Here is a 25,814-nt window from a genome sequence, read left to right as displayed (position 1 = left end):
AATATGAATGAAGTCAGACCAACAAACAGTAGCTCTGCAGCTGTAAGTGGTTCTTCTTCAACCCAGGCCGGGAGCGGTAAGGTAAACAGCTCAGTTGAGAAGGCAAGTGGCAATAGCTTGCCGCCAGCCGAGGCGCCAGCGGCAGAAGTTGTAGACCCGCAGGAAAGCCTTGAAACTCAGCAGGCCAAGCTGGATGAAGCAGTATCGCGACTGAATGACTATGTTCAGTCAACACAGCGTGATCTTTATTTCAGTTATAACGAGAATGTTGATAAGACAATTGTGACTGTAGTTGATCGAAACACTGAAGAGGTGATTCGTCAAATACCTAATGAGGTCGCAGTACAGCTAGCACAGCAAATAAATGAAGATGAACCTGTACGCTTGTTTAGTGCACAGGCATAGAGTTTAAAACCACTCTAGATTTCGAGTCAGTTATTTGAGTTGTTTTGGGGCGCCTTCTGGTTCAGGAGGCGCTTTTTTTATGCCATGACTTTTTCAAAATCTCGATATTCTTTGTCGTTGCTTATAAGCTGGTATATATATTGCAGCCAGCTTGCGAAGGTGGCTATAGAATGTCTTCGGGGTGGTTATGGGTATGGCAGTTAGTAAAAATCATAATATAGATATAGAGAATACGGCGTTAACCGACTCTCAATTGTTGGTTATGTGCCATCAACTTATTGCTCAGGGAAAGTTTGCCGAGGCATTTCTATTGCTGGATCATTTGTGTCAGCAAGGCTATAAATATGCCTCATGTGCAAGTCTGAAAATAGCGTGCCTGATCAATACTTATCGATATTCTGAGGCTGCATTAGCTTTGGAAGAATTAAAGTCCAAGTGCCCGAAGGATAAAAATGCACTGCGTCTTGCCCCTCTGGTCTACAGTGGTGTGGGAGATTATGCTTCAGCATATCAGGCCTCCCTATTATTGAGCCATGAGCAGAGAAAGGACCCGTCCGTTCGGAAGGCCATCAATATATCGCTTCAGCATATCTCTAGCCTTAGCAATAATACCTATTTAGATGATGACTTGATTGAGTTAATGAGAGATTCATCTGCATCACGAAATAGAACGTTAGTTCGATTGGCAGAGGTCATGATTCGGCGTTACGGGTTAAGGGAAAGTTCCATTAGGATCGATCTCGAAGGTATGGCCTCTGACAAGGTGTTATGTGAATACCTTAAATACAGCTTTGTTGTTTCTCCTGAACTTGAAAATTTATTGACCCAAGCAAGGAGAGTGATTCTTACGCAAAGCTTAGCGGCCATGAATTTGCCTGATGAGATCATGCCTTTGGTTGTGGGATTGGCACAGCAAAATTGGTTGAATGAATATATTCACTATGTGGAGCAAGATGAAAGGGTTTTGATTGATGAGCTTGAGACGCTACTGCAAGAACATGTTACGTCAAGCGGAGGGCGCGTTAGTGATGTAGAAGGTCTGCTTTTGTTGCTATTGCTGTATAAGCCTTTAGAAAGCCTGGCGTGCCATGAAGTATTGAAGAAAGTAAATATTGAATCCTGGCCTGTCTCACTTAAGTTGCTAGCCCGTGAAACCTTGTTTGATAGTCAAAAAGATCTTCAGTACTCCCTTAAGGTCAAAAGTATAGGGGATATTTCGGATGATGTTTCAAGGCAGGTAAGGCTCCAATATGAAGAGAATCCTTATCCTCGCTGGAACTCCCTGCCTGTACCTGAGAGAAAAAACTCCTACTATCAAGCTATTAGGTCATTACTTGATGCGGGAGACAAACTGCTGGATAGCGTTAGCTGTGATGAGCAAATTGATGTGTTGGTTGCCGGGTGTGGTACTGGACGCCAGCCATTGGAGATCGCAGCTAATTTTAACGTGAATATTACTGCTATAGATATAACGCTTCGTAGTCTTGGCTATGCGCAAATGATGGCTGAAAAACTAAATATCACTGGTATTGATTTTCTTCACATGGACATACTGGAGTTACAGAGGCTTGGAAAATCCTATGATGTTGTTGAATCCATGGGGGTTCTGCATCATATGGCTTCTCCTGAAAAGGGACTTGAATCTATAGTAGGGGTGGTCAAGCCAGGAGGGTTGATCAAGCTGGGATTGTATAGTTCTACGGCCAGAAAAGCTGTTTCTGCGGTTCGTAAAATCTATGCTGAGAGTGACTTGGAGCCCACCGCAGAAAATATAAGGTCTGTTAGAAGGGCTTTACTAGATTCATCTGCTAAAGACGAGTTCAAAGGGATAGAGCTGTTTGGAGATATTTATGCTATGAGTCCATGTAGGGATCTGTTATTTCATGTACAGGAGCATAGTTACGACCTTTTACAGGTGAGGGACCTTCTGGAGCTCTTTAATTTAGAGTTCTTGGGGTTCACCTTTGCAGATGGGAGTGTAAATAGCGCTTTTGACCAATGTTATGGCCGCGAATCTCGTAGAGATCTAGGTGCTTGGCATACCTTTGAAGAGAGCAATCCCAGAACATTTGAAAGTATGTATCAGTTCTTTGTTCGTGTCCCAGCACGATAAAATCCCACTAAACATTTTGTGTGTAGCGTATTCTGAAAATGCTATTTTTGATTAAAGTTTGCTCAATTGTTGCCGATAATCTATTTGATAGGGGGGGGGGATTATTTGGCTTCTGGCTTTCAGGCGTTGTCCGTTGATAGAACCAGGCTATGTAATCTGACTAAATTCAGCTTTGCCGTACTATTCAGTGCTTTCAGGCTGTCATGTTGGCAGGTGGAAAGCCGGAGGTAAGTTTAGATGGCTTCAATCTCATCCATTGGTATTGGTTCCGGGGTCTTAACCTCCGACTTGATCGATGATCTGGTCGCGGTGGAGCGTGAGGCGGCGGATAAACGCCTGAACTCCCAGGAAGAGCTGGTAACCGCTCAGATTACCGAATTGGGTACAATCACCAGTTTGGCCGAGAATCTTCGTTCCGCGGCCAGCGGGCTGACGTTAACCTCATCGTTTCAAAGCAACATTGCCAGTTCTACTAATGAATCGGCACTGACGGCAACAGCGAGCTCTATTGCAGATCCTGGTGTTTACACCATAGAAACAACATCGTTGGCGCGGGCTCAAACGCTGGCTACTGCGGAATACTCCAGTCTTGATGCCGTAGTGGGGGAAGGCGAGTTACAGTTTGATTTTGGTGATGTTGATTATGATTCCGGTGGTCCAACTTTCTCCTTTACAGCCGATCCAGAAGTCTCGCTACGCAAGGTAACCATTGATGCCAGTAATCACACATTAACCGGTGTACGCGATGCGATTAATGATGCCGAAATAGGTATTCGTGCCAGCATTGTTGATACTGGCAGCGGCTACCGCTTACTGTTTGAGTCGGAAGAAACCGGTGAAAACAATGCTTTTACGCTGACAGCTAACAATCCAACCAACGGACTGGACTCCCTGGATTTTAACGATGCCACGACTACCATGCTGCAAACAGTTGAAGGCAGTGATGCTGCGTTTAAAGTCAATGGCTTGGATATCACCCGTGAATCCAATTTGGTTACCGGTGTTATTAATGGTTTGACGCTGAATTTACGTCAGGAAGGTGCTGGTCCGGTAACGCTTTCAATCGAACCTGATACCGCTGCGGTTACAGAACGGATGCAGACCTTTGTTGATGCTTACAATGAGTTAAAAAGCACGGTAAACGAGCTTACCGCCTTTGATCCGGATACCGGGCTGGGAAGTTTGTTTACGGGTGATAGTACAGTTCGAAATTTAATAACCACCAGTCAGAGAATCCTTGGTCAATTTGTTAGCCAGTTGGAAGGTAATGAATTCCGTACCTTGTCAGAGGTGGGTATTAAAACCAACAGTGAAACTGGTGAGTTTATTTTTGATGCCACCGTGTTTCAGGAGGCTTTGGCTACCAATGCTGAAGGCCTGACGACACTATTTGGTACTACTGGCAGTACTACGGATAATTTAATCGATTTTGTCAGTGGCACTGTAGATACCCAAAGCGGTGATTACGATATTGTGATCTCGCAGTTGGCAACGCAAGCTCAATACATCGGTATGTCTACCAGTGGTGAGCCCTTTGTAATTGATGATAGTAACGATGGGTTCCGGGTCAGTGTTGATGGCACTCTGTCTGATAATATCGTACTCAATCAAGGCACTTATACCGGCACTGAATTGGCCGAGATACTGCAAAACAGTATCAATAGTGATCTGAATATTCAGGGTGCGGGACGTTCGGTTAATGTTGGTTACAATGCCTCCGATGCGCGTTTTGAGATTACTTCTGCCAGTTATGGTTCTCAGTCCAGTGTTGGTTTTTTAAATGTCGATGCCAGTTCTGCGTTAACCCTGGGGCTGGGTGAGCCTGAGTTCGGGGGGCAGGAGAATGCTGAAGTCAGTACCTTGGCAACGACCAGTGATCTGGTGGGTAGTTTAACCGTTAATGGGGGGAATGATGAATTCTCACTAAGTGTTAACGGCGTTTCCTCAAATACCATCCAAATAGCTAACGGCAACTACACCAATGGTGACACTCTGGCTCAAGCTATTGAAGATGCCATTAATGATGATATCAACTTTAAATTACAAAATATTTCTGCGGATGTGAGCTTTAGTGCGGATCAGGAAGAAGGGCAATTTAATGTCAGTTTTACTCAAGGTAGCACCACAGGGTTAGGCTTTACCGCGTTAACCGCCGATTCAGGTATGGCCAATACTTTGGGGTTGAGTGCTGGCAGTGGAACCTTTACGCCTCAGATAGGCTTGGATGTCTCTGATACGTTAGGTGCTGCGTTAAACGATACCGCTGAGTTTGTGATTGAAGCCAATGGGGTAACGTCGGGCACGATTTCTGTTCCTATAGCCAGCAGTGATGGTAGTGATATCGCAGCAGCGCTAGAAGCGGCTATACAAGCTGATGCTAACTTTATTGCCTCGGCGGCAGTAGCAGAAACGGCGGCCGGAAGCCTGGATATCACCGCAGGAGCTCTCGACTTTACTACTACTGCAAGAGCGGTAGGCCTTGAATATAACGGAACCCGTTATGACTTGGTGATTGATGCCAATGGCACTGCTGCAGGTGACATTGATGGAGATGGAAATACTGACTTTATCGATGATACCTTGCAAAGTGTGCAGGATGTTATTGATGCGACACCGGGCCTGGCCGGTAATGTGGTGGTTGACCGTAATGGTACCGGCCTTTCGTTTAAAACTGTTGCCACAGGTATCGGTGAAACGTTAAATGTAGTAGCAGATGGTTCTGGTGCAAAAACGGCCTTGGGGACGAGTGCGATCACAGGCACAGAAGATTTTACGGGTAATGTGACATCCTTTACCTTGGTAGCCGGTGCTTTCGGATTTAATATTACGCTAGATGGGGATCCTTCAGTCAGCAATACGCCTGCCGAAGTTCAAGCTTATGTGCAAAGTAAAATTGATGCGGAGTTAGAGTCTAATCCCTATTATCAAGCTGGAGATATTGTTGCGCGTTTGGATGCAGGTAATCAGCTCTACTTTGAAACCGTTAGTCAAGATGGAGTTTCCACGACAGAAACCATAGGTACAGGCGCTACCATTCGAGTCGTAGCGGGAGCAACAGATCCTTTATCGATTTTACCGGCAGCTGGTGTATACAGTAGTGGTTTTGATGGCGAGGGGGCCCTGGACGGTTTTGGTCACAACTCGGGTTTGGTTCGTGGGCAGGACCTTACTCAGGTAAACGTTACCTATGACGGTGGAACGGAAGGCGGTCGTTTTACCATTGATTTTGGTAACGACGTGAATTTCCACGTGCAATCCCCCAACACTTTTGCTGCTGACAGCTTGGGTTTGGTAGAAACGACTGATGCAAGCTTTAATTATGAGTTCGGTCTTAATGTACAAGGCACAATCAATGGGTCGGTCGCTCTCGGTACAGGGCAGCGATTAACCGGGTTGTCGGGTACAGCCGCAGAAGGATTACGTATTGATGTTACCGGCGGCAGCTTAGGTCACCGCGGAACGGTCAATTATAATAGGGGTATTGCTGAGCAGCTCGAAAGCTATCTTGATGATTTGCTAGATAGCCAAGGTGGTTTGGGCATCAAGCAAACCGGTTTGCAGGATGAGTTGTCAGAAATTGCAGAAGAGCGTCTGGCTCTGGATGAGCGTATCGAACAGTTTCAGGCTCGGTTGGCATCTCAGTTTTCGTTTAATGACAGTATTATTCAACAACTTAATACCACTCAAGACTTCCTGAAGCAGCAGTTTGACATCTTGGCTGCAGCATTAAAGCAAGATTAAATATTTGATTGAGAAGCGTGAAAAAGCTAGAGAAGATTAACTATGGCAACAAATCCGTTATCACAGTACAAACAAGTCGATCTCGAAACACGGGTGAATAATGCGTCTCCGCACAAGCTGATTCAAATGCTGTACGAGGGCGCCATAGAGCGCCTCTCCATCGCCAAGGGCGCCCTGGCTCGCGAAGATATGGCAACCAAAGGCATTATGTTAGGCAAGGCCATTAGCATTCTCTCAGGCTTGCGTGACAGCCTCGATAAAGGCGTTGAAAGTGATCTGCCAGACAACCTGGATCGTCTCTATGAATACATGCAGTTTCGACTTCTGGAGGCCAACCGCGACAATGATCAGGCCGGCATTGAAGAGGTGTTGGGGCTAATAAAAACCGTGAAATCCGGCTGGGATGAGATTGCTCCGAAGGTTTAAGTTGCCGTGTTGTGGCACGCCACTGGCGTGCTCAATGTGACCCCGAAGAGTGACTTTAGTCACAAATTTGTTATTGAATTGGCTTAAATTAGATTTAATAGATATAATAACGTTCTTTCTATATTCCTTGAGTTTCTATAAGATCCTCCCCCGTCAGATATTTGACCGATGCCAGCGCGTTGACTATTACTTGATTAGTCATAGTCAGTGAATTGACCTGGCACAGCACCTTGTTGACCAATTTGTAAAAGGCACACGGTGGGTACCAACCTAGAGCGGTAGAGAAGGGTTGCCAGTTAGAACAACTGTATCCGGTTAAGTTGTACCAGTAGATCTGGTGCGCTTCTTACATTACGAAGTAGAAGGTTAGTAGTCGCATGTGGCGAGAGTTGAAAGTCTTGGTAGTGGATGATGATGAAGGTCGTCGCTACGATTTGAAGATTATTCTCGATTTTTTAGGCGAGCCAGCTGTAATTAGCGGATGTGAAGATTGGCAAACCGTTGCCAGTTCTGCGCTGGATGATGATTCTCCTTATGTTGCAGTGATTCTGGGTGATTGCTGTCGCAAGCGCGCATTGGATACTCGACTGAAAGAAATTCAGACTTGGGATAATGCCGTCCCCGTGATTCTCGCCGGTGAGGATCAGGTGTTAAGCGATGACTGGGATCCGTATCTCAAGCATATGGTTATTGCCAGCCTGGAATTACCTCCCACCTACAGTAAATTACTCGATACCTTGCATCGCGCGCAGCGCTATCGTGAAGCTTTTGAGTTGCGTCGTCGTCAGGCCAATATTCAGCGCCCTGTGCACTTGTTCCGCAGCCTGGTTGGTACCAGTCGCGAAATTGAAGTGGTGCGCGAGATGATGGGGCAGGTGGCGGATAAAGATGTCACCGTTTTGATTACTGGCGAATCAGGTACAGGTAAGGAAGTGGTTGCCCGTAACCTGCACTACAACTCTGATCGTCGTGACAAACCCTTTGTTCCAGTAAACTGTGGTGCTATTCCGGCTGAGCTGCTGGAGAGTGAATTGTTTGGCCATGAAAAAGGCGCATTCACCGGTGCTATATCTGCCCGTGCCGGACGTTTTGAAATGGCTGAGGGCGGCACACTGTTTCTAGATGAAATCGGTGATATGCCTCTGAACATGCAGGTGAAAATTTTGCGTGTGCTACAGGAGCGCAGTTACGAGCGGGTAGGGGGTAATAAAACCTTCAGTACCGATGTACGTATTATTGCAGCGACCCATCGCAATCTGGAACAGATGATTGAAGAGGGCAGGTTCCGTGAAGACCTCTATTATCGTCTAAATGTATTCCCCATCGAAATGCCTTCCCTGCGCGAGCGCGGCGAAGACGTACCGCTGCTGTTAAATGAGCTGGTATCGCGTATGGAGAGTGAAAAGCGGGGGTCTATCCGTTTTAATTCTGCTGCGATTATGTCGCTTTGTAAACACGAGTGGTCGGGTAATGTAAGGGAATTGGCTAACCTGGTGGAGCGTATGGCGATTATGCACCCTTACGGTGTGATTGGTGTGCAGGACTTGCCGAAGAAGTATCGCCATATCGATGTGACAGACGAAGAGTTTGAGGCGTTCGATGAGCTTGAGCCCGCAAAAACTACCGTTGTCAGTATGAGTGATACCACCTTATTGCCAGAAAACGGTATTGATTTAAAAGAATACCTGACCAATCTTGAAAAGAATTTGATTCAGCAGGCATTGGACGATTGCGGTGGAGTTGTTGCTCGCGCTGCTGATCGTTTGACCATTCGTCGCACGACCCTGGTTGAAAAAATGCGCAAGTATGAGTTGCAGCGCGGCTAGGACCTGCGCTGTAAATCTCCCTCTTTTTCTCTTTAATTTAATCACGAATTACGTATCCCTGAAGCGTAATTCGAAATCTCCCCTATAAAATTGACACCATTCTAGCTTCTTCTGTTGAGGTTTGCTTTGTTAGTCATAAATTTGACCTTTTACATATTTCTTTTTGTGTAACTGATTGATTCTAAAGGGAAAAATAACTTGGCATTGTGTTTGCAGATACCCTCATAAATAAGTCGTCAAGCGTCAAAAAACTGCATGGCGACATAAAATTTAGGAGAGGTTTGTCGTGGCTCTTGCCCAACAACAATTTAGACAAGCAGATACTGAATCCCCTCTGGGTGTAATAGATGCATCCCTGATTAGTGGCGAAACAGATGCGGCTCAGCCACCGAAGGGTGATGATTTACGCCGGGCATTTCAGCTGTTTAACGAAATGTCCGAACAGCTTTCAGAGTCGTACAGTTTGCTTGAAGATCGTGTTACGGAGCTGACCCAAGAGCTGAATACGGTTTCTGCTAAACGATTGGAAGAGCTGGCGGAAAAAGAGCGCCTCGCTAATCGCCTTGAAAATCTTCTCACGGTATTACCTGGCGGTGTCGTCGTGCTGGATGCGCGCGGGCGTGTCACTGAATGTAATCCTGCGGCAGTGGATATGCTCGGTGAACCTTTGGAAGGTATGCTGTGGCGTGATGTTATTGTGCGCAGTTTTGCACCGCGTAGCGATGACGGCCATGAAGTGTCAACCAAGGCCGGGCGACGTATCAGTATTGCTACACGCTCTCTGGAATCTGAAGGTCACCAGGATGGTCAAATTATTCTGTTGACCGATCAAACCGAAACCCGTCGTCTGCAGGCAGAGTTAAGCCGTCATGAGCGTTTGTCCGCGTTGGGTAAAATGGTGTCGGCATTGGCACATCAGATTCGTACACCACTATCTGCCGCTATGTTATACGCAGGTCACTTACGTGGTGGCCAGTTAAAACCCCAGCAACAACAAAAATTTTCCGACAAGCTGCTTAAGCGCCTAAACCATATGGAGCGTCAGGTTCAGGACATGTTGATGTTCGTTAAAGGTGATATTCCTTTACCGGATTTAATCAGTGTGGCGGAGTTACAGGAATCCCTGGCAGAAGAGATGGAAGTGGTGTTGGAAACCAGCCAGTCCCGCTGTTTGTGGCGCAATGCGTGCCCCACGCATATGTTACGTTGTAATCAGGATATTCTCGTGGGGGCACTGCTAAACCTGGTTAACAACGCGATTCAAGCAGTGGAAACCCGCGCTGAGCTGAGTATTCATTTCTCCTTGGGGGAGCAAGCCCAGGCCAATACTAATGGCGAATTGGTTCAGCCGTTGATTATTGATGTTGTCGATAAAGGCCCAGGTATCAAACAGGAAATTTTGAATTCCGTAACCGATGTGTTTATGACAACCAAAGCTCAGGGAACTGGCTTGGGGTTATCGGTAGTTCAAACAGTTATGCGTGCCCATGGTGGCGAATTACAGCTGCAGTCGAAAGAGGGGGTGGGAACCCATGTCCGCCTTAGCCTGCCTTTGGCCTCTCAAGCACCTGAGAGAATGGCTAGTGACCCGCAAGCTGTATCCGCTGTGTCACAAGAAGTTACCCAGTATTCACCTACTGAAGAATGTTAGGAGTTGTTATGTCAGCCTCGGAAAACCTTGCTGCGAAAATTTTGGTCGTTGAGGATGATCCCAACCTGCGAGAAGCGGTGACTGATACCCTGGAGCTTGCTAACTACGACGTCGTGGCCGCAGACAGTGGCGAAGAAGCGCTAAAACAATTGGCACTGCATGCGGATATTGCTGTGGTGGTCTCCGATGTCAATATGGGCGGTATGGATGGCCACGAGCTGCTGCGAGAAATTAAGCGTCAATATGCCCACATTCCTGTGATACTCAATACGGCTTACGGCAGTATTGATCGCTCTGTCGAGGCCATGCGCGATGGCGCCGTTGATTACCTGGTGAAGCCTTTTGAACCTGAATTGTTGGTTGAAACTGTGGGGCGTTATGCCGGGGGGCAGGAGGCGGCAGGTGACGAACCGGTTGCCAATGATCCTGGCAGTCAGCAGTTGTTGCAGCTTGCACGTCGTGTCGCTGAGTCGGAGTCCACGGTTTTGATTATCGGCGAATCCGGTACTGGTAAAGAAGTTCTGGCGCGTTATGTCCATCAACATTCGCCACGTGCCAATAAACCGTTTATTGCCATAAACTGCGCGGCTATTCCCGAAAATATGCTCGAGGCTATGTTGTTTGGTCACGAGAAGGGGGCCTATACCGGCGCTCACAGCAGTGCACCGGGTAAGTTTGAGCAGGCCAATGGCGGTACTATTCTGCTGGATGAAATTTCTGAGATGGACTTGGGCTTACAAGCCAAGTTACTGCGGGTTTTGCAGGAGCGTGAAGTCGAACGGTTGGGAGGACGTAAAACAATTCCTCTGGATGTACGCGTCATTGCTACGTCGAACCGTGATATGCGTCGGCATGTCGCCGAAGGAAAATTCCGTGAAGACTTGTATTTCCGCCTGAGTGTTTTACCGCTGCAGTGGGCACCCTTGCGAGATAGGCCTGCGGACATTATCCCTCTGGCGGAAAAACTGCTGGCCAAGCATGCCCAGAAGCAATATCGCAAAGGGGTTGTCCTCGCCGATGACGCTCGGCAGATGCTATTGGGTTACCCGTGGCCGGGAAATGTGCGCGAGCTGGATAACGTGATGCAGCGGGCATTGATTCTTCAGCCGGGAGCCAAAATCCATGGGGCGGATTTGGGATTGATGGAGCAAACGGCCTACAGTGAAAAGCCGAGCCTGATCGATGCCAGGGTGGCTGATGTGCCAGCGGGCATCGTTAATCCGATAGCCACGCCAGAATCCACCCCAGGAGTTATAGGCGCTGTAGATACGGTGGCACATACTGCCGAGGCGTTGGAGCCAGCAGCTTTGGGGGATGATTTAAAGCAGCGCGAATTTGAAATTATTGTCAGCACCTTACGCCAGGAGCAGGGCAGTAAGAAGGGTACGGCTGAGCGCTTGGGGATTAGCCCTCGCACCTTGCGCTATAAATTGGCCAAATTAAAAGAGCAGGGTTTTGATCTGCAGGCTGCTTTGGCTAATTGATTGATTTGTAAGAATATTCTCTTCTGCTGAAGGCCTTCACTCTGAGGGCCTTCGAATTATGACCAAAGCGTCATAGAAACTTCGTCAAAATATCATATCGTGGGGCTTGACCCGCAACTCCTGCCAGTATATTTTTTGACCCGCGTAAAAAATAACACACACAAATAACGCAGTCATGGAGGAGTACCGCTATGAGTACAGCTGTTCTTACGCCGTCCGAGGTAAAACCCAGAATCCCTGTGGAATCCGCTCCCGTAAAACCTTCCCGTCCCAGTAAAAGTGCCGATCAGCTTGATGCCAGGCGCCGATTAGAAGAAAAGCTCGAAGATAGACGCCTTAGTCGCGAACTCAAAGAGTTTGAATTCGATCTCTAGTAGATTACTTTGATGTTGGATGTTAGATGCACCAGCATCTAACATCCACATTACCTCTTAGCTGTCTTTTTCTTGCCCCTGGCGGCAACATCTTTCCTCTTTCTTCCTGTGGGTGGCAAGTTCTGGCCCGCTTTATGCAGTAACCCTCGCAGATTACGAATTCCCGGTACAAAAAGCCAAAAAATTGTCGCCGGATAGAAATATTCAGACCTTTAATTGCGAGGTAACCATGACTGATCGTGTCGATATCAACCGTTTGCTGGTCGAGATGCGTTCTCTCAAATCTCAAACTCAAGCTTTCAATAAAACCGACAATCTTTCGGCGCGTGATGTCGCCGAAGCCCAGGGACTGCGTCCACAGGATCGGGTCAATGCGCAGGAGAAGGTGCCGAGTTTTACGGAGATGTTTGGCCAGGCGGTTAACAAGGTCAATGACGTGCAGCAGGCGTCTTCGGCTATGGCCAAAGCCTATGAGCAGGGTGATCCCAATGTCGATATCACCGATGTGATGGTTGCATCTCAGAAAGCCAGCGTCTCATTTCAATCCATGGTACAGGTGCGTAATAAATTAATTGACGCTTACCGTGATGTGATGAATATGCCGCTTTAATTAGCGGCTTTGATTGATCGAAAGAAGAATTAGGTTATGGCTACAGCAGAAACCGATATGGGATTAGGTGATGACCTGGGCAGTGATCGCAGTATTAAAGATCGCTCCACAAACGATTTGGTCGAGGGTTTTAATAATCTCAATCTGATTCGTCAAATCGGTTTAATGGTTGGTTTGGCGGCCAGTGTTGCCATTGGTTTTGCTGTGGTGTTGTGGACACAGGGCGAAGATTATCGCCCCTTATATGGCAGTCTTGACCGACTCGATTCCCAGGAAGTCGTACAGATCCTGGAACAGCACGATATCAAGTTCAAAGTTGATGGCGCCAGTGGGGCGCTATTAGTCGATACCAAGGATGTACACAAAGCTCGCCTAAAGTTGGCGGAAGCAGGATTGCCCGGTGACCGTTCCGTTGGTTTTGAATTACTAGATCAAGAACAGCCGTTGGGTACCAGCCAGTTTATGGAAAATGCACGTTTCCGTCGTAGTCTTGAAGGGGAATTGGCGCGGACCATTACCAGCATTCATGCAGTACGTAGTGCGCGTGTGCACCTGGCGATTCCCAAGCGTTCGGTGTTTGTCCGTCAAGCCCGTGAGCCCAGTGCCTCCGTATTTGTTGAATTGTTTCCTGGTCGCGGTATTAAGCCAAACCAGGTAAAAGCTATTGCCAACCTTGTCGCTTCCAGTATTCCGGAGTTGGTTCTCGATAATGTCACCGTGGTAGATCAAAAGGGTAATCTGCTATCGACCGGTGAAGAGGATCAGTCCTTTGTGATGGCTGCCAAACAGCGCGACTACACCCGCAAGCTGGAGGCGGATATTACCCAACGGGTTAACAGTATTCTCGACCCGATTGTCGGTAACGGTAATTACCGCGCGGAGGTGAGTGCCGATGTTGATTTCACCGAAGTAGAGCAGGCAGAAGAAATCTACAACCCGGACTTGCCCGCCATTCGTAGCGAGCAAACCCTTGAAGAGAGTGCCAATGCCGGCGCTTTGGCTGCGGGTATTCCTGGTGCTCTAACCAATCAGCCGCCTGCGGGTGCAGAAGCCCCTGAACAAGCTGAAGGTGGAGAAGAAGGCGCCGGTGCCGGCAACAACAATATGCGTCGCCAAGCGACCCGCAACTATGAGCTTGATCGCACAGTTAGCTATACCAAACATCAAAAAGGCAAAGTTCGTCGCATGACGGTTGCAGTTGTGGTTGATGATCGGGTGGATATTGATCCGGCTACCGGCGAAGAAAGGCGTGTACCCTGGAGTGATAATGAGTTGGAGCGTTTATCCATTTTGGTTCGCGATGCCGTCGGTTTTTCCGTTGCCCGCGGGGATAGCGTTAACGTACTAAATTCGCCGTTTGTTGAGCGTTCCGATGAGTTTGTTGTCACTGAAGCAAAGTTTTGGCAAGAGGAATGGTTCCAGCAATTGGCTAAGCAGCTCGTTGGCCTGTTGATTATTGTGGCGCTTATCCTGGGGTTATTGCGTCCGGTGTTAAAGAGCCTGACCACAGCGGGCACAAAAGCCAAAGAGCAGGAAGAGGCGCGTGAAATGGCCGCTCTGGAAGCCGCTGGGCTGGATAGTTTTGAAGGCCTCTCCGATGAAACGGTGACCTTAACCGGTGGTGATGCTCTGGCGTTGCCTAGCCCGGAAGAGAGCTATGAGCAGCAGCTCAATGCCGTCAAAGGGCTGATCGCAGAAGATCCGGGCCGTGTTGCCCAGGTGATTAAACGCTGGATTAATGAAGGCGAATAAAGCTCAGTGGTGTTTTAATAGCCAATAACACTTACGGCCCCTGTAAAAACAATAGAAAGATATTTAACAAATCCGTAACTGCTTTATACCCTTGAGGGCACATACACGCACCATCAAGCAAGGGTAAGCTAGGACATAGATTATGGCAGAAGCACAGGCGCCAGCGCCAGCGACACAAGATAAACCTTCTTCAAACCTTACCAAAGTCGATCAGGCCGCCGTCCTGTTGATGACCCTGGGAGAAGGGGATGCGGCGGAAGTGCTCAAGCATATGGGGCCAAAGGAAGTGCAGCGTATCGGTACCGCCATGTCCTCATTGACCAATATCGAGCAACATGAAGTTGAAGCCGTATTGTCTGGTTTTCTGGATGAAGTTCGCACCCTGACTGGCCTGGGTATGGGCGCCGATAGCTATATCCGCAATATGCTGGTTACCGCGCTGGGTGAAGATAAAGCCAATGGTTTGATCGATCGGATATTGCTTGGCGGTAATACCACCGGTCTTGATACGCTTAAGTGGATGGAGGCGCGTTCGGTAGCCGATATTATTCGCAATGAGCACCCGCAGATTCAAGCGATTGTGATTGCTTATCTGGACCCGGATCAGTCGGCAGAAATCATGAGTTATTTCCAGGATAAAGTGCGTCTGGATATTATGATGCGTGTTGCTGCACTGGATACCGTACAGCCAAGCGCCCTGCAAGAACTCAATGATATTCTCGAGAAACAGTTCTCCGGTAATGCCAGCTCGCAAACCAAAGCTATGGGCGGTTATAAAGTGGCGGCTGAGATTATGAATAATCTCGATAGTTCAATCGAAGCCGATCTTATGGAATCGATTAAAGAATCTGATGAAGATATGGGTAATCAGATTCAGGATCTTATGTTTGTCTTCGACAACCTCAAAGATGTTGACGATCGTGGTATCCAGGTACTGCTGCGCGAAGTGTCTTCCGAATCGCTTATTGTTGCCCTTAAAGGCAGTGATGAAGTGCTTAAAGAGAAAATCTTCAAGAATATGTCCAAGCGTGCTGCCGAGTTGTTGCGTGACGACCTGGAGGCCAAAGGCCCAGTGCGTGTATCGGAAGTGGAAGCGGCACAAAAAGAAATTCTTACCATTGCCAGACGTATGGCGGATGCCGGCGAGATTATGCTCGGCGGTGGCGGCGAGCAGATGATGTAATGGCTGTTTGTGATCAGATTTAACGTATGACAACTACTGAGCAGAAAAAATCGGGGCATGCTGTCAATCGTATTCCGGAAGAGGATACTGGTGCATTTCAGCGCTGGTCACTGCCGGAAATGGACGAGTTTGGCAATATTATCGAAGCGGAAAAGCGTCCTGAGCCAAAACCACGAAAAGTCGCTGAAAAAGCCCCCGGAGCTGTTACCGAGTCAGGTGAGGTTATTGAAGATATCGATGCTGCTGATATTACGATGCAGCCGATTACCGCTGAGCACCTGCAGGAAATAACCGAAGCGGCAGAAAAAGAAGGTTTCGCCAAAGGCCATCAGGAAGGTTTTGCCCAGGGTAAGCAGGAGGGTAACCAACAGGGTTACCAGGAAGGCTTACAAAAAGCCAAGCAGGAAACCGATGTGCAGTTGCGGCAAAAAGTGCAGCAGCTTCAGCAAATTACTAACCAGTTAATGGTGCCTTTCAAGGAGCAGGAGTCGCAGCTTTATTTGATGCTGCTTGATTTTGTTTGTGCCTTGACTCGCAAAATCATTAAGCGTGAATTGCAAATCGATTCTGGTGATATTTTAGCTGTGGTTAAGCAGGCCGTAGCTGCGTTACCCGTTGGTGCCAAAAGTTTACGGCTGACATTAAATCCTGACGACTTGGCTATGATTGAGTCTTACGCGGAAGAAAAACAATTGGGCTGGCAGTTTTATGGCGATGCAGGTTTAACACCGGGAGGTTGCCATATTGAAACAGCAGAGAGTCAGGTTGATTATTCAGTTGAATCACAAATGGATGCTTTGCTTGAGGAGTTTCTCACCCGTCAACTATCGCAGACATCAAACCTTGATCCTGACCAAAACCCTACACCACAGTTGGATCAGGAAGTCCTATCGGCACCGGTCGAACTCACGCCATCAACGGTCGCTGCAGAGGTGAGCGAGCACGGCCAGGCCGAGCTCAATGATACTGCTAGTGATGATTTTCCTGATAGCCCACGTAATGACCCTGCACCGGGCAATGACCTTTCTCCGGGAAATAAAGAGGAATCACCGTGACGAAGTTGCTCGATCAGTTGGAGCAGTATCGTCCGCTGGGTAAATTTGAGTTTACGCCTCAGGCTCAAGGCCGCTTAACCCGTTTGGTGGGTATGACACTGGAAGCCGTGGGATTAAATATTTCTGTCGGTCACCAGTGTGAAGTTATTGGCCTTGATGGTCGTCGGGTTGAGGCCGAAGTTGTAGGCTTCGCCCATGAAAAAATTTACCTTATGCCCATTCAGCATGTTGAAGGTTTGCGCCCCGGAGCCATTGTCAGGCCATTAGGTGAACACAACGGTATGCGTATCGGTCCCGACTTACTGGGTCGGGTCATCAATGGGCTGGGGCAGCCTCTGGATGGTAAGGGATCTATCGGGGGCGAAGATTTTCTCGATTTCACCCCGGAGCTGATTAATCCTCTCAATCGTAACCCAATTTCTGAGCCTCTTGATGTTGGTATACGTGCCATCAATGCTTTGCTGACGGTAGGGCGTGGACAGCGTTTAGGGCTGTTTGCCGGCAGTGGTGTGGGCAAGAGTATGCTCTTGGGGATGATGACGCGATTTACCACCGCCGATATTGTCGTGGTGGGTCTTGTTGGTGAGCGTGGCCGTGAGGTGAAAGAGTTTATTGATCATATCCTCGGCGAGGAGGGCTTACGCCGAGCCGTAGTTGTGGCCTCTCCTGCCGATGACGCACCTCTGATGCGTTTACGCGCCTCTCAATTGGCGACACGGGTAGCCGAATACTACCGTGATTGCGGTAAAAACGTGCTATTGCTGATGGATTCCCTGACCCGATATGCTCAGGCGCAACGCGAAATATCCCTGGCCATTGGTGAGCCACCGGCAACCAAAGGTTATCCGCCTTCTGTTTTTGCCAAATTACCTCAGTTGGTTGAGCGGGCTGGTAATGCCGAAGCAGGGGCTGGTTCAATCACAGCTTTTTATACGGTATTGACGGAAGGCGATGATTTGCAGGACCCCATTGCCGATGCGGCCAGGGCCATCCTGGACGGGCATGTGGTGCTGTCACGTCGTTTGGCCGAAGAGGGGATTTACCCCGCTATTGATATTGAGGCTTCCATTAGCCGGGCTATGCCTAATATCGTTGATGACACCCATCTAAAATGTATGCAGCGCTTTAAACAGTTGTTAAGTGTCTATCAACAGAATAAGGACCTTATCAGTATCGGCGCTTATACTCAGGGAGCCGATCGAGAGACAGATATTGCCATTGAGCGACAACCGCATTTACGTCAATTTGTCACCCAAGGCCTCAAGGATTCGGTACCCTTTGCGGCGAGTCGTCAGCAACTTGATCAGGTGATGATGCCTGCGATGAACGCTGGAAAGGCTGCCGCTGCGGCTAACGGCGGCGTGAATCCGCAACAAGCCAAACCGGCAGTGAATAAACCCGCCAATGGCGGCGCATTGGCTGCTGGACGATAAGAGTTATACAAGCTTGAGTAGTTGTGATGGCGATTAAACGCTCTAAACGTATGGCCGTTGTTCTTACCTTGGCAGAGAGGGCGGAAGATCAAGCTGCCCAGCGCTTGCAGGAGGCGCGCCAGCAACAGCAATTGGAGCAGGGAAAGTTGCAAGAGCTGCGCGATTACTTTCAGGATTATGCCGATCAAATTGATCAGCAGCGTCAAGGCTTAACAGCTCAAACTATTATGACCTATCGTCATTTCTTGCAGCAGCTGGAGCAGTCTGTCAGTGTTCAGCAAACCAGAGTTAAGCAAGGCGAACAGTTAAATGAGCGTTTATTGGTGGAGTGGCAACAGCTCTATCATCGGCGCCGATCAATCGCAGAGTTGATTCAGCGTTTGCAGGTTTCAGAAAATGCTGCCCTGGAAAAACAACTGCAAAAAGAGATTGATGAGTTAACAACATTAAGTCGCCATCGTAATTCTTGATTGCGTTTTAGCAAGCCTGTCATCTATTTCATTTTTTCTTTCCTTTTTATCCCTTTTATTTCTACCTCAAACCAGAAAGCTTTATAAGTCTTTCAATTTTTATGCGAATTTCTAGCAAAGGTTAAATCAACGTCTAGACTTAGGAGGCGAATATAAAGTTTGCATGACTTTGACCGACATAACGGATATTGGTTAATGCAAAGGATGCTGGCTCCGCGCTGGCATTTGCCCCAGTGTCACATGGATACAGGAGGTTAACGTGGCTGACCCCATTGTCGTGGACTTGCCCGAGAATCTAACCATTGCGACTGCCGAGTCGCTACATGAACAGCTTGAGCCCCATGCTTCGGGGAGCACTGATGTTGTCTTCAATCCCGCAGCGGTAACTCGCGCAGACACGGCGGGTTTACAGTTGTTATACGTCTTTATTAACACCCTGAAAAACCATGGGGCTGCGTGCTCCTGGGCTTCTACTCCCTCAGTGATTGTTGATGCCGCGGACCAGTTGGGTCTCAAAGAGCATCTGTTGTTGAGCTGAAATGAATTTGGGATGTAACAGTTCGTTTGTAATAGTTTGTTTGTAACAGAGAGTTAGGTTCGAAAATTTAATTAGAAGATTTAATTAATAGAAACTGGAGAATGTACTTATGGCAAAGATTCTCGCCGTGGATGACTCTGCATCAATGCGTCAAATGGTGTCATTTACTTTAAAAGGGGCGGGGCACGATGTTGTCGAGGCCTCCGATGGCGTGGAAGCCCTGGGGATTGCCCAAAAAGGAGCCGTAGATCTAGTCATCTCCGATGTCAATATGCCCAATATGGATGGCATCTCTTTAATCTCTGAATTAAGGAAGCTGGCGCCCTATAAATTTGTCCCGATATTAATGCTGACCACTGAGTCCAGTATGGATAAAAAAAGCCAGGGTAAAGCAGCTGGTGCTACCGGCTGGATCGTTAAGCCATTTAACCCAGACCAATTACTGGCCACTATCAAGAAGGTGTTGTAACAGCCATGAGCATCGATCTCTCTCAATTTCATCAGGTCTTCTTTGAGGAAAGCTTTGAGGGACTTGATGAAATGGAAAGCTCGTTAATGGAGTTGGATCCTTTGGCACCGGATGCCGAAACCATAAACTCTATTTTTCGAGCCGCGCACTCTATCAAAGGAGGCAGCGCCACGTTTGGTTTTTCAATCGTCGCGGAATTTACCCATGTTTTGGAAACATTACTGGATGAAATTCGTGCCGAGAAACGGGGTATCAGCCAGGACGATGTGGATCTGTTTCTGCAGTCGGTCGATTGCCTGCGGGCACTGCTGACAGCACTGCAAAATCAGGAAGAACCAGATGCCACTCAGGCAGATGTTCTTAAAGCTGCTTTTGAAAGCATCTTGGCTGGCGAACCGGTTGCTAAGTCTGAGGCCGCAGCAGCCTCTACAGACTCACAACCCGTCGCCCCGGTTGAAGCGTCTCAAGTCTCTACATCAACTGCTGAAGCTGAGGGGCCCTGGACAATCTTTTTCAAACCCCATAGGGATATGCTGAGAACGGGAAATGAACCTCTACGCATGTTCAGGGAATTGGCTGAGTTGCTGAGTGAGCCCGGTCAGTTTGAGGTTAGTCCTTTACTTAATGATATCCCCAGCTTTGACAGCCTAAATCCGGAGCAATGCTATCTGGGTTGGCAGTTGACCATTCACGATAAGGTTTCGCGGCAGGCCATTGAAGAAGTTTTTGAATGGGTCGACGATGAAGCTGATATTGACATTCTAATGTCTGAACGAGAATTTAAATCAGCAGGTTGGAGTATCTACTTTCAGCCTGATGCGGATATTTTACGTACCGGTAATGAGCCATTAAGACTATTTCGTGAATTACAGGAATTGGGTGAATTGCAAGTTTCCTGTGATCTTGAACACTTGCCGGGTTGGGGGAATCTTAATCCTGAATCCTGTGCTCTAGCATGGCATCTCACGATCAAAGGTAATATTGAAAAATCAGCAATCGATGAAGTATTTGAGTGGGTTGCCGATGAGTCGCTTATTCGGGTTGAGCCTCTCGGCTTGGTTGATACAGAAACCTCCGCTGCCAATCAGCAACAATCAATTGCAGAAACTCCCGCAGGTGATAGTAATAATAAGACTGCGGTTACAGAGAACTCAGCCGATAGCACATCAGTATCTAAAGTTGCCGCTAAACCCAAGGCAGCAGCGAAAGCAGCAGCCAAAGATTCAAGCTCTATTCGTGTTGGTATCGATAAGATTGATAATCTGATTAATATGGTTGGGGAGCTGGTAATTACGCAATCCATGTTAGGTCAGTTGGGCACCGACTTTGATGTTAATAGGTTGCCCAAACTCATGGAAGGACTCGGTCAGCTGGAACAGAATACCCGTGAGTTACAGGAAAGCGTTATGCGCATTCGTATGCTGCCAATCAGCTTTGCGTTTAGTCGTTTCCCGCGCATGGTTCGCGATCTGAGTCGGCGGCTGGATAAGGAAATTGAATTGGAGCTGCGTGGCGAGCAGACTGAACTCGATAAAACCGTTATGGAAAAAATCGGTGATCCCCTGGTTCACCTGGTGCGTAATGCCGTGGATCATGGCATTGAATTACCCGAAGAGCGGCAACAGGCCGGTAAAGATGGTTTTGGCACGATCATATTAAATGCCTACCATCAGGGTGGAAACGTTGTTATCGAAATTGAGGATGACGGACGCGGCCTTAACCGCGAGAAAATTCTCGCAAAAGCCGTTGAGAAAGATGTTATCACTGAAAAAGATGCCTCTCATCTTAGCGATGAACAGATATACGATTTAATCTTTGCACCGGGCTTTTCAACCGCAGCAGAAGTCAGTGATGTGTCTGGGCGCGGCGTCGGTATGGACGTTGTAAAACGTAACATACAAGAGCTGAATGGTACCGTTGAAATTACCTCCAAACCCGGTGAAGGATCCCGTATTACCATACGTCTTCCTTTAACCCTGGCTATTCTCGATGGCCAACTGGTACGCGTAGGCACTCATACTTATATCTTCCCGCTGGTATCCATTGTTGAATCTTTACAAACCAAACCGGAATTGGTGAATCGTGTAGCAGGTGGGTGTGATGTATTTCAACTGCGTAATGAGTATGTCCCAATAATCCGCCTGTTCGATATTTTTAATATTGTGCCAGAAAACGATGCCGTAGAAGATTCCCTATTGGTTGTCGTTGAATGTGATGGTGAAAAAGTGGGCATTGTGGTGGATGAGTTGTTAGCTCAGCAACAGGTGGTCATTAAAAGCCTGGAGCATAACTATCAGCGTGTAGAGGGCGTGTCCGGTGCTACGATTCTTGGCGATGGCACAGTTGCTCTTATTCTCGATATTGTTGGATTGGTCAAGCTGGCCGGTGTTAACCACCAGGCCATCAATACAATGGTGCCGCTCGCTCAAGAGCTGGCTACCAGTCAAATAACCATGGCTCAAGCAGGTTAACCTGTCTATTGGAGGAACACATGCAAGCGGTAGGTGCAGAAGCAGCGGTAGAAGGATTGGCAGTAGCGGAGTCAACCGAGACTTCTACAGATGATGGAGAACAATACCTGACATTTATCATGGCAGGTGAAGAATACGGCGTAGATATTCTTTGTGTTCAGGAAATTCGGGGTTGGGAGTCTGCAACACCAATCCCCAATGCACCAGCCAAAATAAAGGGTGTTATCAATTTGCGGGGCACAATTGTTCCCTTGATAGATTTACGTCAGTGTTTTGGCTTGGATGCAATCGAATATACCGCGGTGACTGTGGTGATTGTATTGAAAGTGGCCACTGATAATGGCAGCCGAATTATGGGCATTATTGTCGATGCCGTTTCGGACGTATACAACCTGTCAGATAAAGATATGAAAACGGCGCCTGATTTAGGTGACTCTGTTAATACAGATTATATCCGCGGCCTGGTTTCTGTGAATGAGAAAATGGTTATTTTACTTGAAATCAGCCGTCTACTGAATATGGATGAAATTCCGAACCTGGCAGAAGTTACTCAGCAGTTAATTGAGTCTGAGGAGAGTTGACGTGATTAATTCAAGTTGATCGGCATAGGTTAAATATTATTCAGGAATTGTTGTATACAGAATTTATCGATAAATCGGTAATTACCGAGTGAGGCTAAAGATGGAAGCGTTAAAATCTCTCAGTGTAGGAGCCAGAATTAAGCTGGCAGCGGGTTTGCCCGTGCTGTCCTTGTTGGTACTGCTTGGCTATCAGTCATCGACATCCCAAGGCGCCATGACAGTGCCACTAGTCATTGCGTTGTTAGGGGCCGTGCCGGGTATGTTACTGGCTATGAATTTATCGCAGTATGTGAAGGATATGATGCAAGATGCGGTCGATGTTGTCGATGCGATTGCCAAAGAAACCTGGATGGGTAAATTTCGCCAGACAGCCAAAGATGAGATTGGTCATCTCGCCTATACCTTGACTAACTTGCAGTCGTCTTTGCGTGGCAGTCTTTCTCAAGGTAGTAGCGGCGACACGGATATTCTCGATCTTAAAGGTAAGGCGTCAGCGATTGATAAAGTGCAGGCTGTCATCGAATTCAATATGGATGGCACCATCATTACCGCAAACAGCAACTTCCTCAATGCGATGGGGTATAGCCTCGGTGAAATTCAGGGGCAACATCACAGTATGTTTGTCGAACCTGATTACAAGGCGAGTACTGAATATCGTCAGTTCTGGGAGAAGCTCAATCGCGGCGAATTTGAAGCGCAAGAATATAAGCGTTTGGCGAAGGGTGGCCGGGAAATCTGGATTTCTGCGTCTTATAACCCGATTCTGGATGATAACGGCAAGCCGTATAAAGTCGTCAAGTTTGCCAGCGATATTACCGCGCAGAAACTGCAAAACGAAGAGAACAAAAAAGTCGCCAATATTTCCAATGCACTTAAGCTTTGTCAGGCTAATGTCATGCTGGCGGATAATGACCTGAATATTACCTATATGAATAATCAGGTTGAGAAAATGCTGCAGAACCGTGAAAACGAACTCAAAGAGGTCCTGCCAGCATTCAATGTATCCAATCTTATTGGCACTTGCGCTGATGTATTCCACAAAAATCCTGCCCATCAGCGTAGCATGATTTCTGCACTATCGAATCCCTATCAAACGGACCTAAAAGTCAATGGTCTTGTCTTTGGTTTGACCGCCAGCCCCTGGTATGACTTGGATGGTGAACGTGTAGGTACAGTGATTGAGTGGGAAGATAAGACAGAGCGTTTAGCGCAAGAAGAAGCCGAACGTAAAGAGGCCGCAGCCAATTTGCGTATCAAACAAGCGCTGGATGTCTGTGATACCAGCGTGATGATGGCTGATGAAGATCTTAACATTATCTATCTCAACGAAGCCGTGAAGAAAATGTTAAGTCACCGGGAAGGTACCATTAGATCTCAGTTGCCTAATTTCAGTGTGCAGGGATTGATGGGTATCTGTGTTGATGATTTCCATAAGAATCCGTCGCATCAGCGTGGCATGTTGAAGGATTTACGAGACTCCTATAGTACTGATCTGAAATTAGCTGGCTTGACCTTTGGGCTGATAGCTACACCGCTATATGATGCTGATGGTAAACGCTTAGGGACAGTGGTCGAGTGGGACGATAAAACTGAACGTTTGGCAAAAGAGGAAGAAGAGCGTCGAATCTCTAATGAGAATGCTCGGGTTAAACAGGCTCTCGATAACGTCTCCGCTAATGTCATGATCGCCGATAACAACTTCGATATCATTTACATGAATGATGCGGTTCAAGGCATGATGCGCACCGCCGAATCTGATATTCGCAAGCAACTAGCTGGATTTGATAGTAATAAGCTGGTCGGCTCGAATATCGATGTTTTCCATAAAAATCCATCTCATCAGCGCAATATGGTTACGGCCATGACCAGTACCTACCGTAGCCAGATTGTGGTCGGTGGGCGTACGTTTGCCTTGATCGCTAATCCAATTGTGGTAGAGGGTGACCGTATTGGTACAGTAGTTGAGTGGAATGACCGTACCGCGGAGGTTGCGATTGAAGCAGAAATTGATGAAATGGTCGATGCTGCAGCTGGAGGCGATTTTACCAAGCAAATTGCCTTGGAAGATAAGGATGGCTTCTTTGAGAACTTAAGTAAAGGTCTAAACAGTCTGGTGAGTACGACTGAAGTCGCTTTGAACGATGTACTGCGTATGTTGGGTGCCATGGCTCGTGGTGACTTAAGTGAGCGCATTACCCGTGATTACGAAGGCTCGTTTGGGCAGCTGAAAGATGATGCCAACACCACCGCCGATAAACTGACAGAAGTCATTACCAATATCAGAAACTCCGCAACTGCAATTACCTCGGCGGCTAATGAAATTGCCCAGGGCAACGCGGATTTAAGTCAGCGGACAGAAGAGCAGGCATCTTCCCTGGAAGAAACGGCTTCCAGTATGGAGGAAATGACTTCTACGGTGAAACAAAGTGCCGAGAATGCCTTGCAGGCTAATAACCTGTCTGCTGATGCGCAAGGTAAAGCGCAAGAGGGTGGTGAGGTGGTTAGCCGTGCAGTTAGTGCAATGGAAGAGATTAATACTTCCAGTAAGAAAATCTCGGATATCATCGGTGTTATTGATGAAATTGCCTTCCAGACTAACCTGTTGGCCTTGAATGCCGCGGTAGAGGCGGCGAGAGCCGGTGAGCAGGGGCGCGGTTTTGCGGTAGTAGCCGGCGAGGTTCGTAACCTGGCACAACGTTCAGCGGCAGCGGCGAAAGAAATTAAAGAGCTGATCCGCGACAGTACCCATAAAGTAGAAGATGGTACTCAGTTGGTCAATGAGTCAGGTGAGACCTTAAGGGAAATTGTTGATGCCGTAGAGAAGGTTAGTCATATGATGCGTGATATCAGTGATGCGGCTCAGGAACAGACTTCTGGTATTGAGCAAGTGAATACTGCAGTCAGTCAAATGGACGAAATGACGCAGCAAAACGCCGCTCTGGTAGAAGAAGCTTCTGCGGCCGGTGAGGCTATGGCCGAGCAGGCTCGCAATATGAATGTCATGATGGACTTCTTTAATACCGATGCCGGTGGTTCTGCGCAACCACAGACTCATACTCGATCGCTACATGTTGTCTCGGGGGGAGCTTCTCCGTCGTCTTCAGCCTCTGTTTCAAAAAGTGTAGGTGCTAAGGGGCCTGCATCTGATGATGAATGGGAGGAATTCTAGGAGGTGTAAGGGGGCGAAAGCCCCCTTACAATTTATTAAGGACGAAGACATCTCTGTCTTGTG

At 47.7% G+C, this 25,814-nt stretch carries 19 protein-coding genes; all 19 read left to right on the top strand.

What is annotated here, in order from left to right; all coding sequences use genetic code 11:
• Positions 1-3 precede the first annotated feature (3 nt).
• The 19 genes from ACGHZ6_RS13895 (at position 4) to ACGHZ6_RS13805 (ending at position 25,751) form a co-directional block, all read left to right on the top strand.
• A complete protein-coding gene (locus tag ACGHZ6_RS13895; RefSeq protein WP_390614572.1) occupies positions 4-405 on the top strand; it encodes a flagellar protein FlaG in 402 nt (133 codons plus the stop codon).
• Positions 406-598: 193 nt separating this feature from the next.
• Positions 599-2,518: a class I SAM-dependent methyltransferase gene (locus tag ACGHZ6_RS13890; protein WP_390614571.1), complete on the top strand. Its 1,920-nt coding sequence runs from the start codon at positions 599-601 to the stop codon at positions 2,516-2,518.
• Positions 2,519-2,755: 237 nt separating this feature from the next.
• Positions 2,756-6,259 (top strand): flagellar filament capping protein FliD, encoded by a 3,504-nt coding sequence (fliD, locus tag ACGHZ6_RS13885; RefSeq protein ID WP_390614570.1) that lies wholly within the window; start codon positions 2,756-2,758, stop codon positions 6,257-6,259.
• 42 nt (positions 6,260-6,301) lie between these two features.
• Positions 6,302-6,685, top strand: coding sequence for a flagellar export chaperone FliS (gene fliS, locus ACGHZ6_RS13880; protein WP_390614569.1), 384 nt, complete (start codon positions 6,302-6,304; stop codon positions 6,683-6,685).
• A 377-nt stretch (positions 6,686-7,062) separates the two neighbouring features.
• Positions 7,063-8,511, top strand: coding sequence for a sigma-54 dependent transcriptional regulator (locus ACGHZ6_RS13875; protein ID WP_390614568.1), 1,449 nt, complete (start codon positions 7,063-7,065; stop codon positions 8,509-8,511).
• Between the two features lie 286 nt (positions 8,512-8,797).
• A complete protein-coding gene (locus tag ACGHZ6_RS13870; protein WP_390614567.1) occupies positions 8,798-10,162 on the top strand; it encodes a sensor histidine kinase in 1,365 nt (454 codons plus the stop codon).
• 8 nt (positions 10,163-10,170) lie between these two features.
• Positions 10,171-11,646 (top strand): sigma-54-dependent transcriptional regulator, encoded by a 1,476-nt coding sequence (locus ACGHZ6_RS13865; RefSeq protein ID WP_390614566.1) that lies wholly within the window; start codon positions 10,171-10,173, stop codon positions 11,644-11,646.
• Positions 11,647-11,837: 191 nt separating this feature from the next.
• Positions 11,838-12,020 carry a PA3496 family putative envelope integrity protein gene (locus ACGHZ6_RS13860; protein ID WP_390614565.1) on the top strand — a complete coding sequence of 61 codons (183 nt, stop codon included), beginning with the start codon at positions 11,838-11,840 and terminating at the stop codon, positions 12,018-12,020.
• Positions 12,021-12,249: 229 nt separating this feature from the next.
• Entirely contained in the window at positions 12,250-12,630 is a 381-nt protein-coding gene (gene fliE, locus ACGHZ6_RS13855) for a flagellar hook-basal body complex protein FliE (protein WP_390614564.1), read from the top strand.
• Between the two features lie 57 nt (positions 12,631-12,687).
• On the top strand, positions 12,688-14,382 hold the full coding sequence (fliF, locus tag ACGHZ6_RS13850; protein WP_390619168.1) for a flagellar basal-body MS-ring/collar protein FliF: 1,695 nt from the start codon (positions 12,688-12,690) through the stop codon (positions 14,380-14,382).
• A 142-nt stretch (positions 14,383-14,524) separates the two neighbouring features.
• Positions 14,525-15,565, top strand: coding sequence for a flagellar motor switch protein FliG (gene fliG / locus ACGHZ6_RS13845; protein WP_390614563.1), 1,041 nt, complete (start codon positions 14,525-14,527; stop codon positions 15,563-15,565).
• Between the two features lie 26 nt (positions 15,566-15,591).
• A complete protein-coding gene (locus ACGHZ6_RS13840; RefSeq protein ID WP_390614562.1) occupies positions 15,592-16,620 on the top strand; it encodes a flagellar assembly protein FliH in 1,029 nt (342 codons plus the stop codon).
• Positions 16,617-18,053, top strand: coding sequence for a flagellar protein export ATPase FliI (gene fliI, locus ACGHZ6_RS13835; protein WP_390614561.1), 1,437 nt, complete (start codon positions 16,617-16,619; stop codon positions 18,051-18,053). The genes ACGHZ6_RS13840 and fliI overlap by 4 nt, the downstream gene beginning before the upstream one ends.
• A gap of 26 nt (positions 18,054-18,079) precedes the next feature.
• Positions 18,080-18,523, top strand: a complete 444-nt coding sequence (locus ACGHZ6_RS13830) for a flagellar export protein FliJ (RefSeq protein ID WP_390614560.1) — start codon at positions 18,080-18,082, stop codon at positions 18,521-18,523.
• Between the two features lie 259 nt (positions 18,524-18,782).
• On the top strand, positions 18,783-19,061 hold the full coding sequence (locus ACGHZ6_RS13825; protein WP_390614559.1) for a lipid asymmetry maintenance protein MlaB: 279 nt from the start codon (positions 18,783-18,785) through the stop codon (positions 19,059-19,061).
• Positions 19,062-19,170: 109 nt separating this feature from the next.
• Positions 19,171-19,530: a response regulator gene (locus tag ACGHZ6_RS13820; protein WP_390614558.1), complete on the top strand. Its 360-nt coding sequence runs from the start codon at positions 19,171-19,173 to the stop codon at positions 19,528-19,530.
• 5 nt (positions 19,531-19,535) lie between these two features.
• Entirely contained in the window at positions 19,536-22,001 is a 2,466-nt protein-coding gene (locus ACGHZ6_RS13815; RefSeq protein WP_390614557.1) for a chemotaxis protein CheA, read from the top strand.
• Positions 22,002-22,021: 20 nt separating this feature from the next.
• Positions 22,022-22,582 carry a chemotaxis protein CheW gene (locus ACGHZ6_RS13810; protein ID WP_390614556.1) on the top strand — a complete coding sequence of 187 codons (561 nt, stop codon included), beginning with the start codon at positions 22,022-22,024 and terminating at the stop codon, positions 22,580-22,582.
• A 100-nt stretch (positions 22,583-22,682) separates the two neighbouring features.
• A complete protein-coding gene (locus ACGHZ6_RS13805) occupies positions 22,683-25,751 on the top strand; it encodes a methyl-accepting chemotaxis protein (RefSeq protein WP_390614555.1) in 3,069 nt (1,022 codons plus the stop codon).
• The last annotated feature ends 63 nt before the right edge of the window (positions 25,752-25,814 follow it).

The sequence above is a fragment of the Maricurvus nonylphenolicus genome, assembly GCF_042854845.1.
GTDB lineage: Bacteria > Pseudomonadota > Gammaproteobacteria > Pseudomonadales > Cellvibrionaceae > Maricurvus > Maricurvus nonylphenolicus.
Note: the sequence above shows the minus strand (reverse complement) of the source record. Positions and strands in the feature narration are given on the sequence as shown.

What these genes read in the sequence shown, in the direction of transcription:
- ACGHZ6_RS13810 (WP_390614556.1), top strand. Translation starts at nt 22,022, where the DNA reads ATGCAAGCGGTAGGTGCAGAAGCAGCGGTAGAAGGATTGGCAGTAGCG.
- fliG (WP_390614563.1), top strand. Translation starts at nt 14,525, where the DNA reads ATGGCAGAAGCACAGGCGCCAGCGCCAGCGACACAAGATAAACCTTCT.
- ACGHZ6_RS13830 (WP_390614560.1), top strand. Translation starts at nt 18,080, where the DNA reads ATGGCGATTAAACGCTCTAAACGTATGGCCGTTGTTCTTACCTTGGCA.
- fliD (WP_390614570.1), top strand. Translation starts at nt 2,756, where the DNA reads ATGGCTTCAATCTCATCCATTGGTATTGGTTCCGGGGTCTTAACCTCC.
- ACGHZ6_RS13860 (WP_390614565.1), top strand. Translation starts at nt 11,838, where the DNA reads ATGAGTACAGCTGTTCTTACGCCGTCCGAGGTAAAACCCAGAATCCCT.
- ACGHZ6_RS13805 (WP_390614555.1), top strand. Translation starts at nt 22,683, where the DNA reads ATGGAAGCGTTAAAATCTCTCAGTGTAGGAGCCAGAATTAAGCTGGCA.
- ACGHZ6_RS13865 (WP_390614566.1), top strand. Translation starts at nt 10,171, where the DNA reads ATGTCAGCCTCGGAAAACCTTGCTGCGAAAATTTTGGTCGTTGAGGAT.
- fliE (WP_390614564.1), top strand. Translation starts at nt 12,250, where the DNA reads ATGACTGATCGTGTCGATATCAACCGTTTGCTGGTCGAGATGCGTTCT.
- ACGHZ6_RS13875 (WP_390614568.1), top strand. Translation starts at nt 7,063, where the DNA reads ATGTGGCGAGAGTTGAAAGTCTTGGTAGTGGATGATGATGAAGGTCGT.
- ACGHZ6_RS13840 (WP_390614562.1), top strand. Translation starts at nt 15,592, where the DNA reads ATGACAACTACTGAGCAGAAAAAATCGGGGCATGCTGTCAATCGTATT.
- ACGHZ6_RS13890 (WP_390614571.1), top strand. Translation starts at nt 599, where the DNA reads ATGGCAGTTAGTAAAAATCATAATATAGATATAGAGAATACGGCGTTA.
- ACGHZ6_RS13895 (WP_390614572.1), top strand. Translation starts at nt 4, where the DNA reads ATGAATGAAGTCAGACCAACAAACAGTAGCTCTGCAGCTGTAAGTGGT.
- fliS (WP_390614569.1), top strand. Translation starts at nt 6,302, where the DNA reads ATGGCAACAAATCCGTTATCACAGTACAAACAAGTCGATCTCGAAACA.
- fliF (WP_390619168.1), top strand. Translation starts at nt 12,688, where the DNA reads ATGGGATTAGGTGATGACCTGGGCAGTGATCGCAGTATTAAAGATCGC.
- ACGHZ6_RS13820 (WP_390614558.1), top strand. Translation starts at nt 19,171, where the DNA reads ATGGCAAAGATTCTCGCCGTGGATGACTCTGCATCAATGCGTCAAATG.
- ACGHZ6_RS13815 (WP_390614557.1), top strand. Translation starts at nt 19,536, where the DNA reads ATGAGCATCGATCTCTCTCAATTTCATCAGGTCTTCTTTGAGGAAAGC.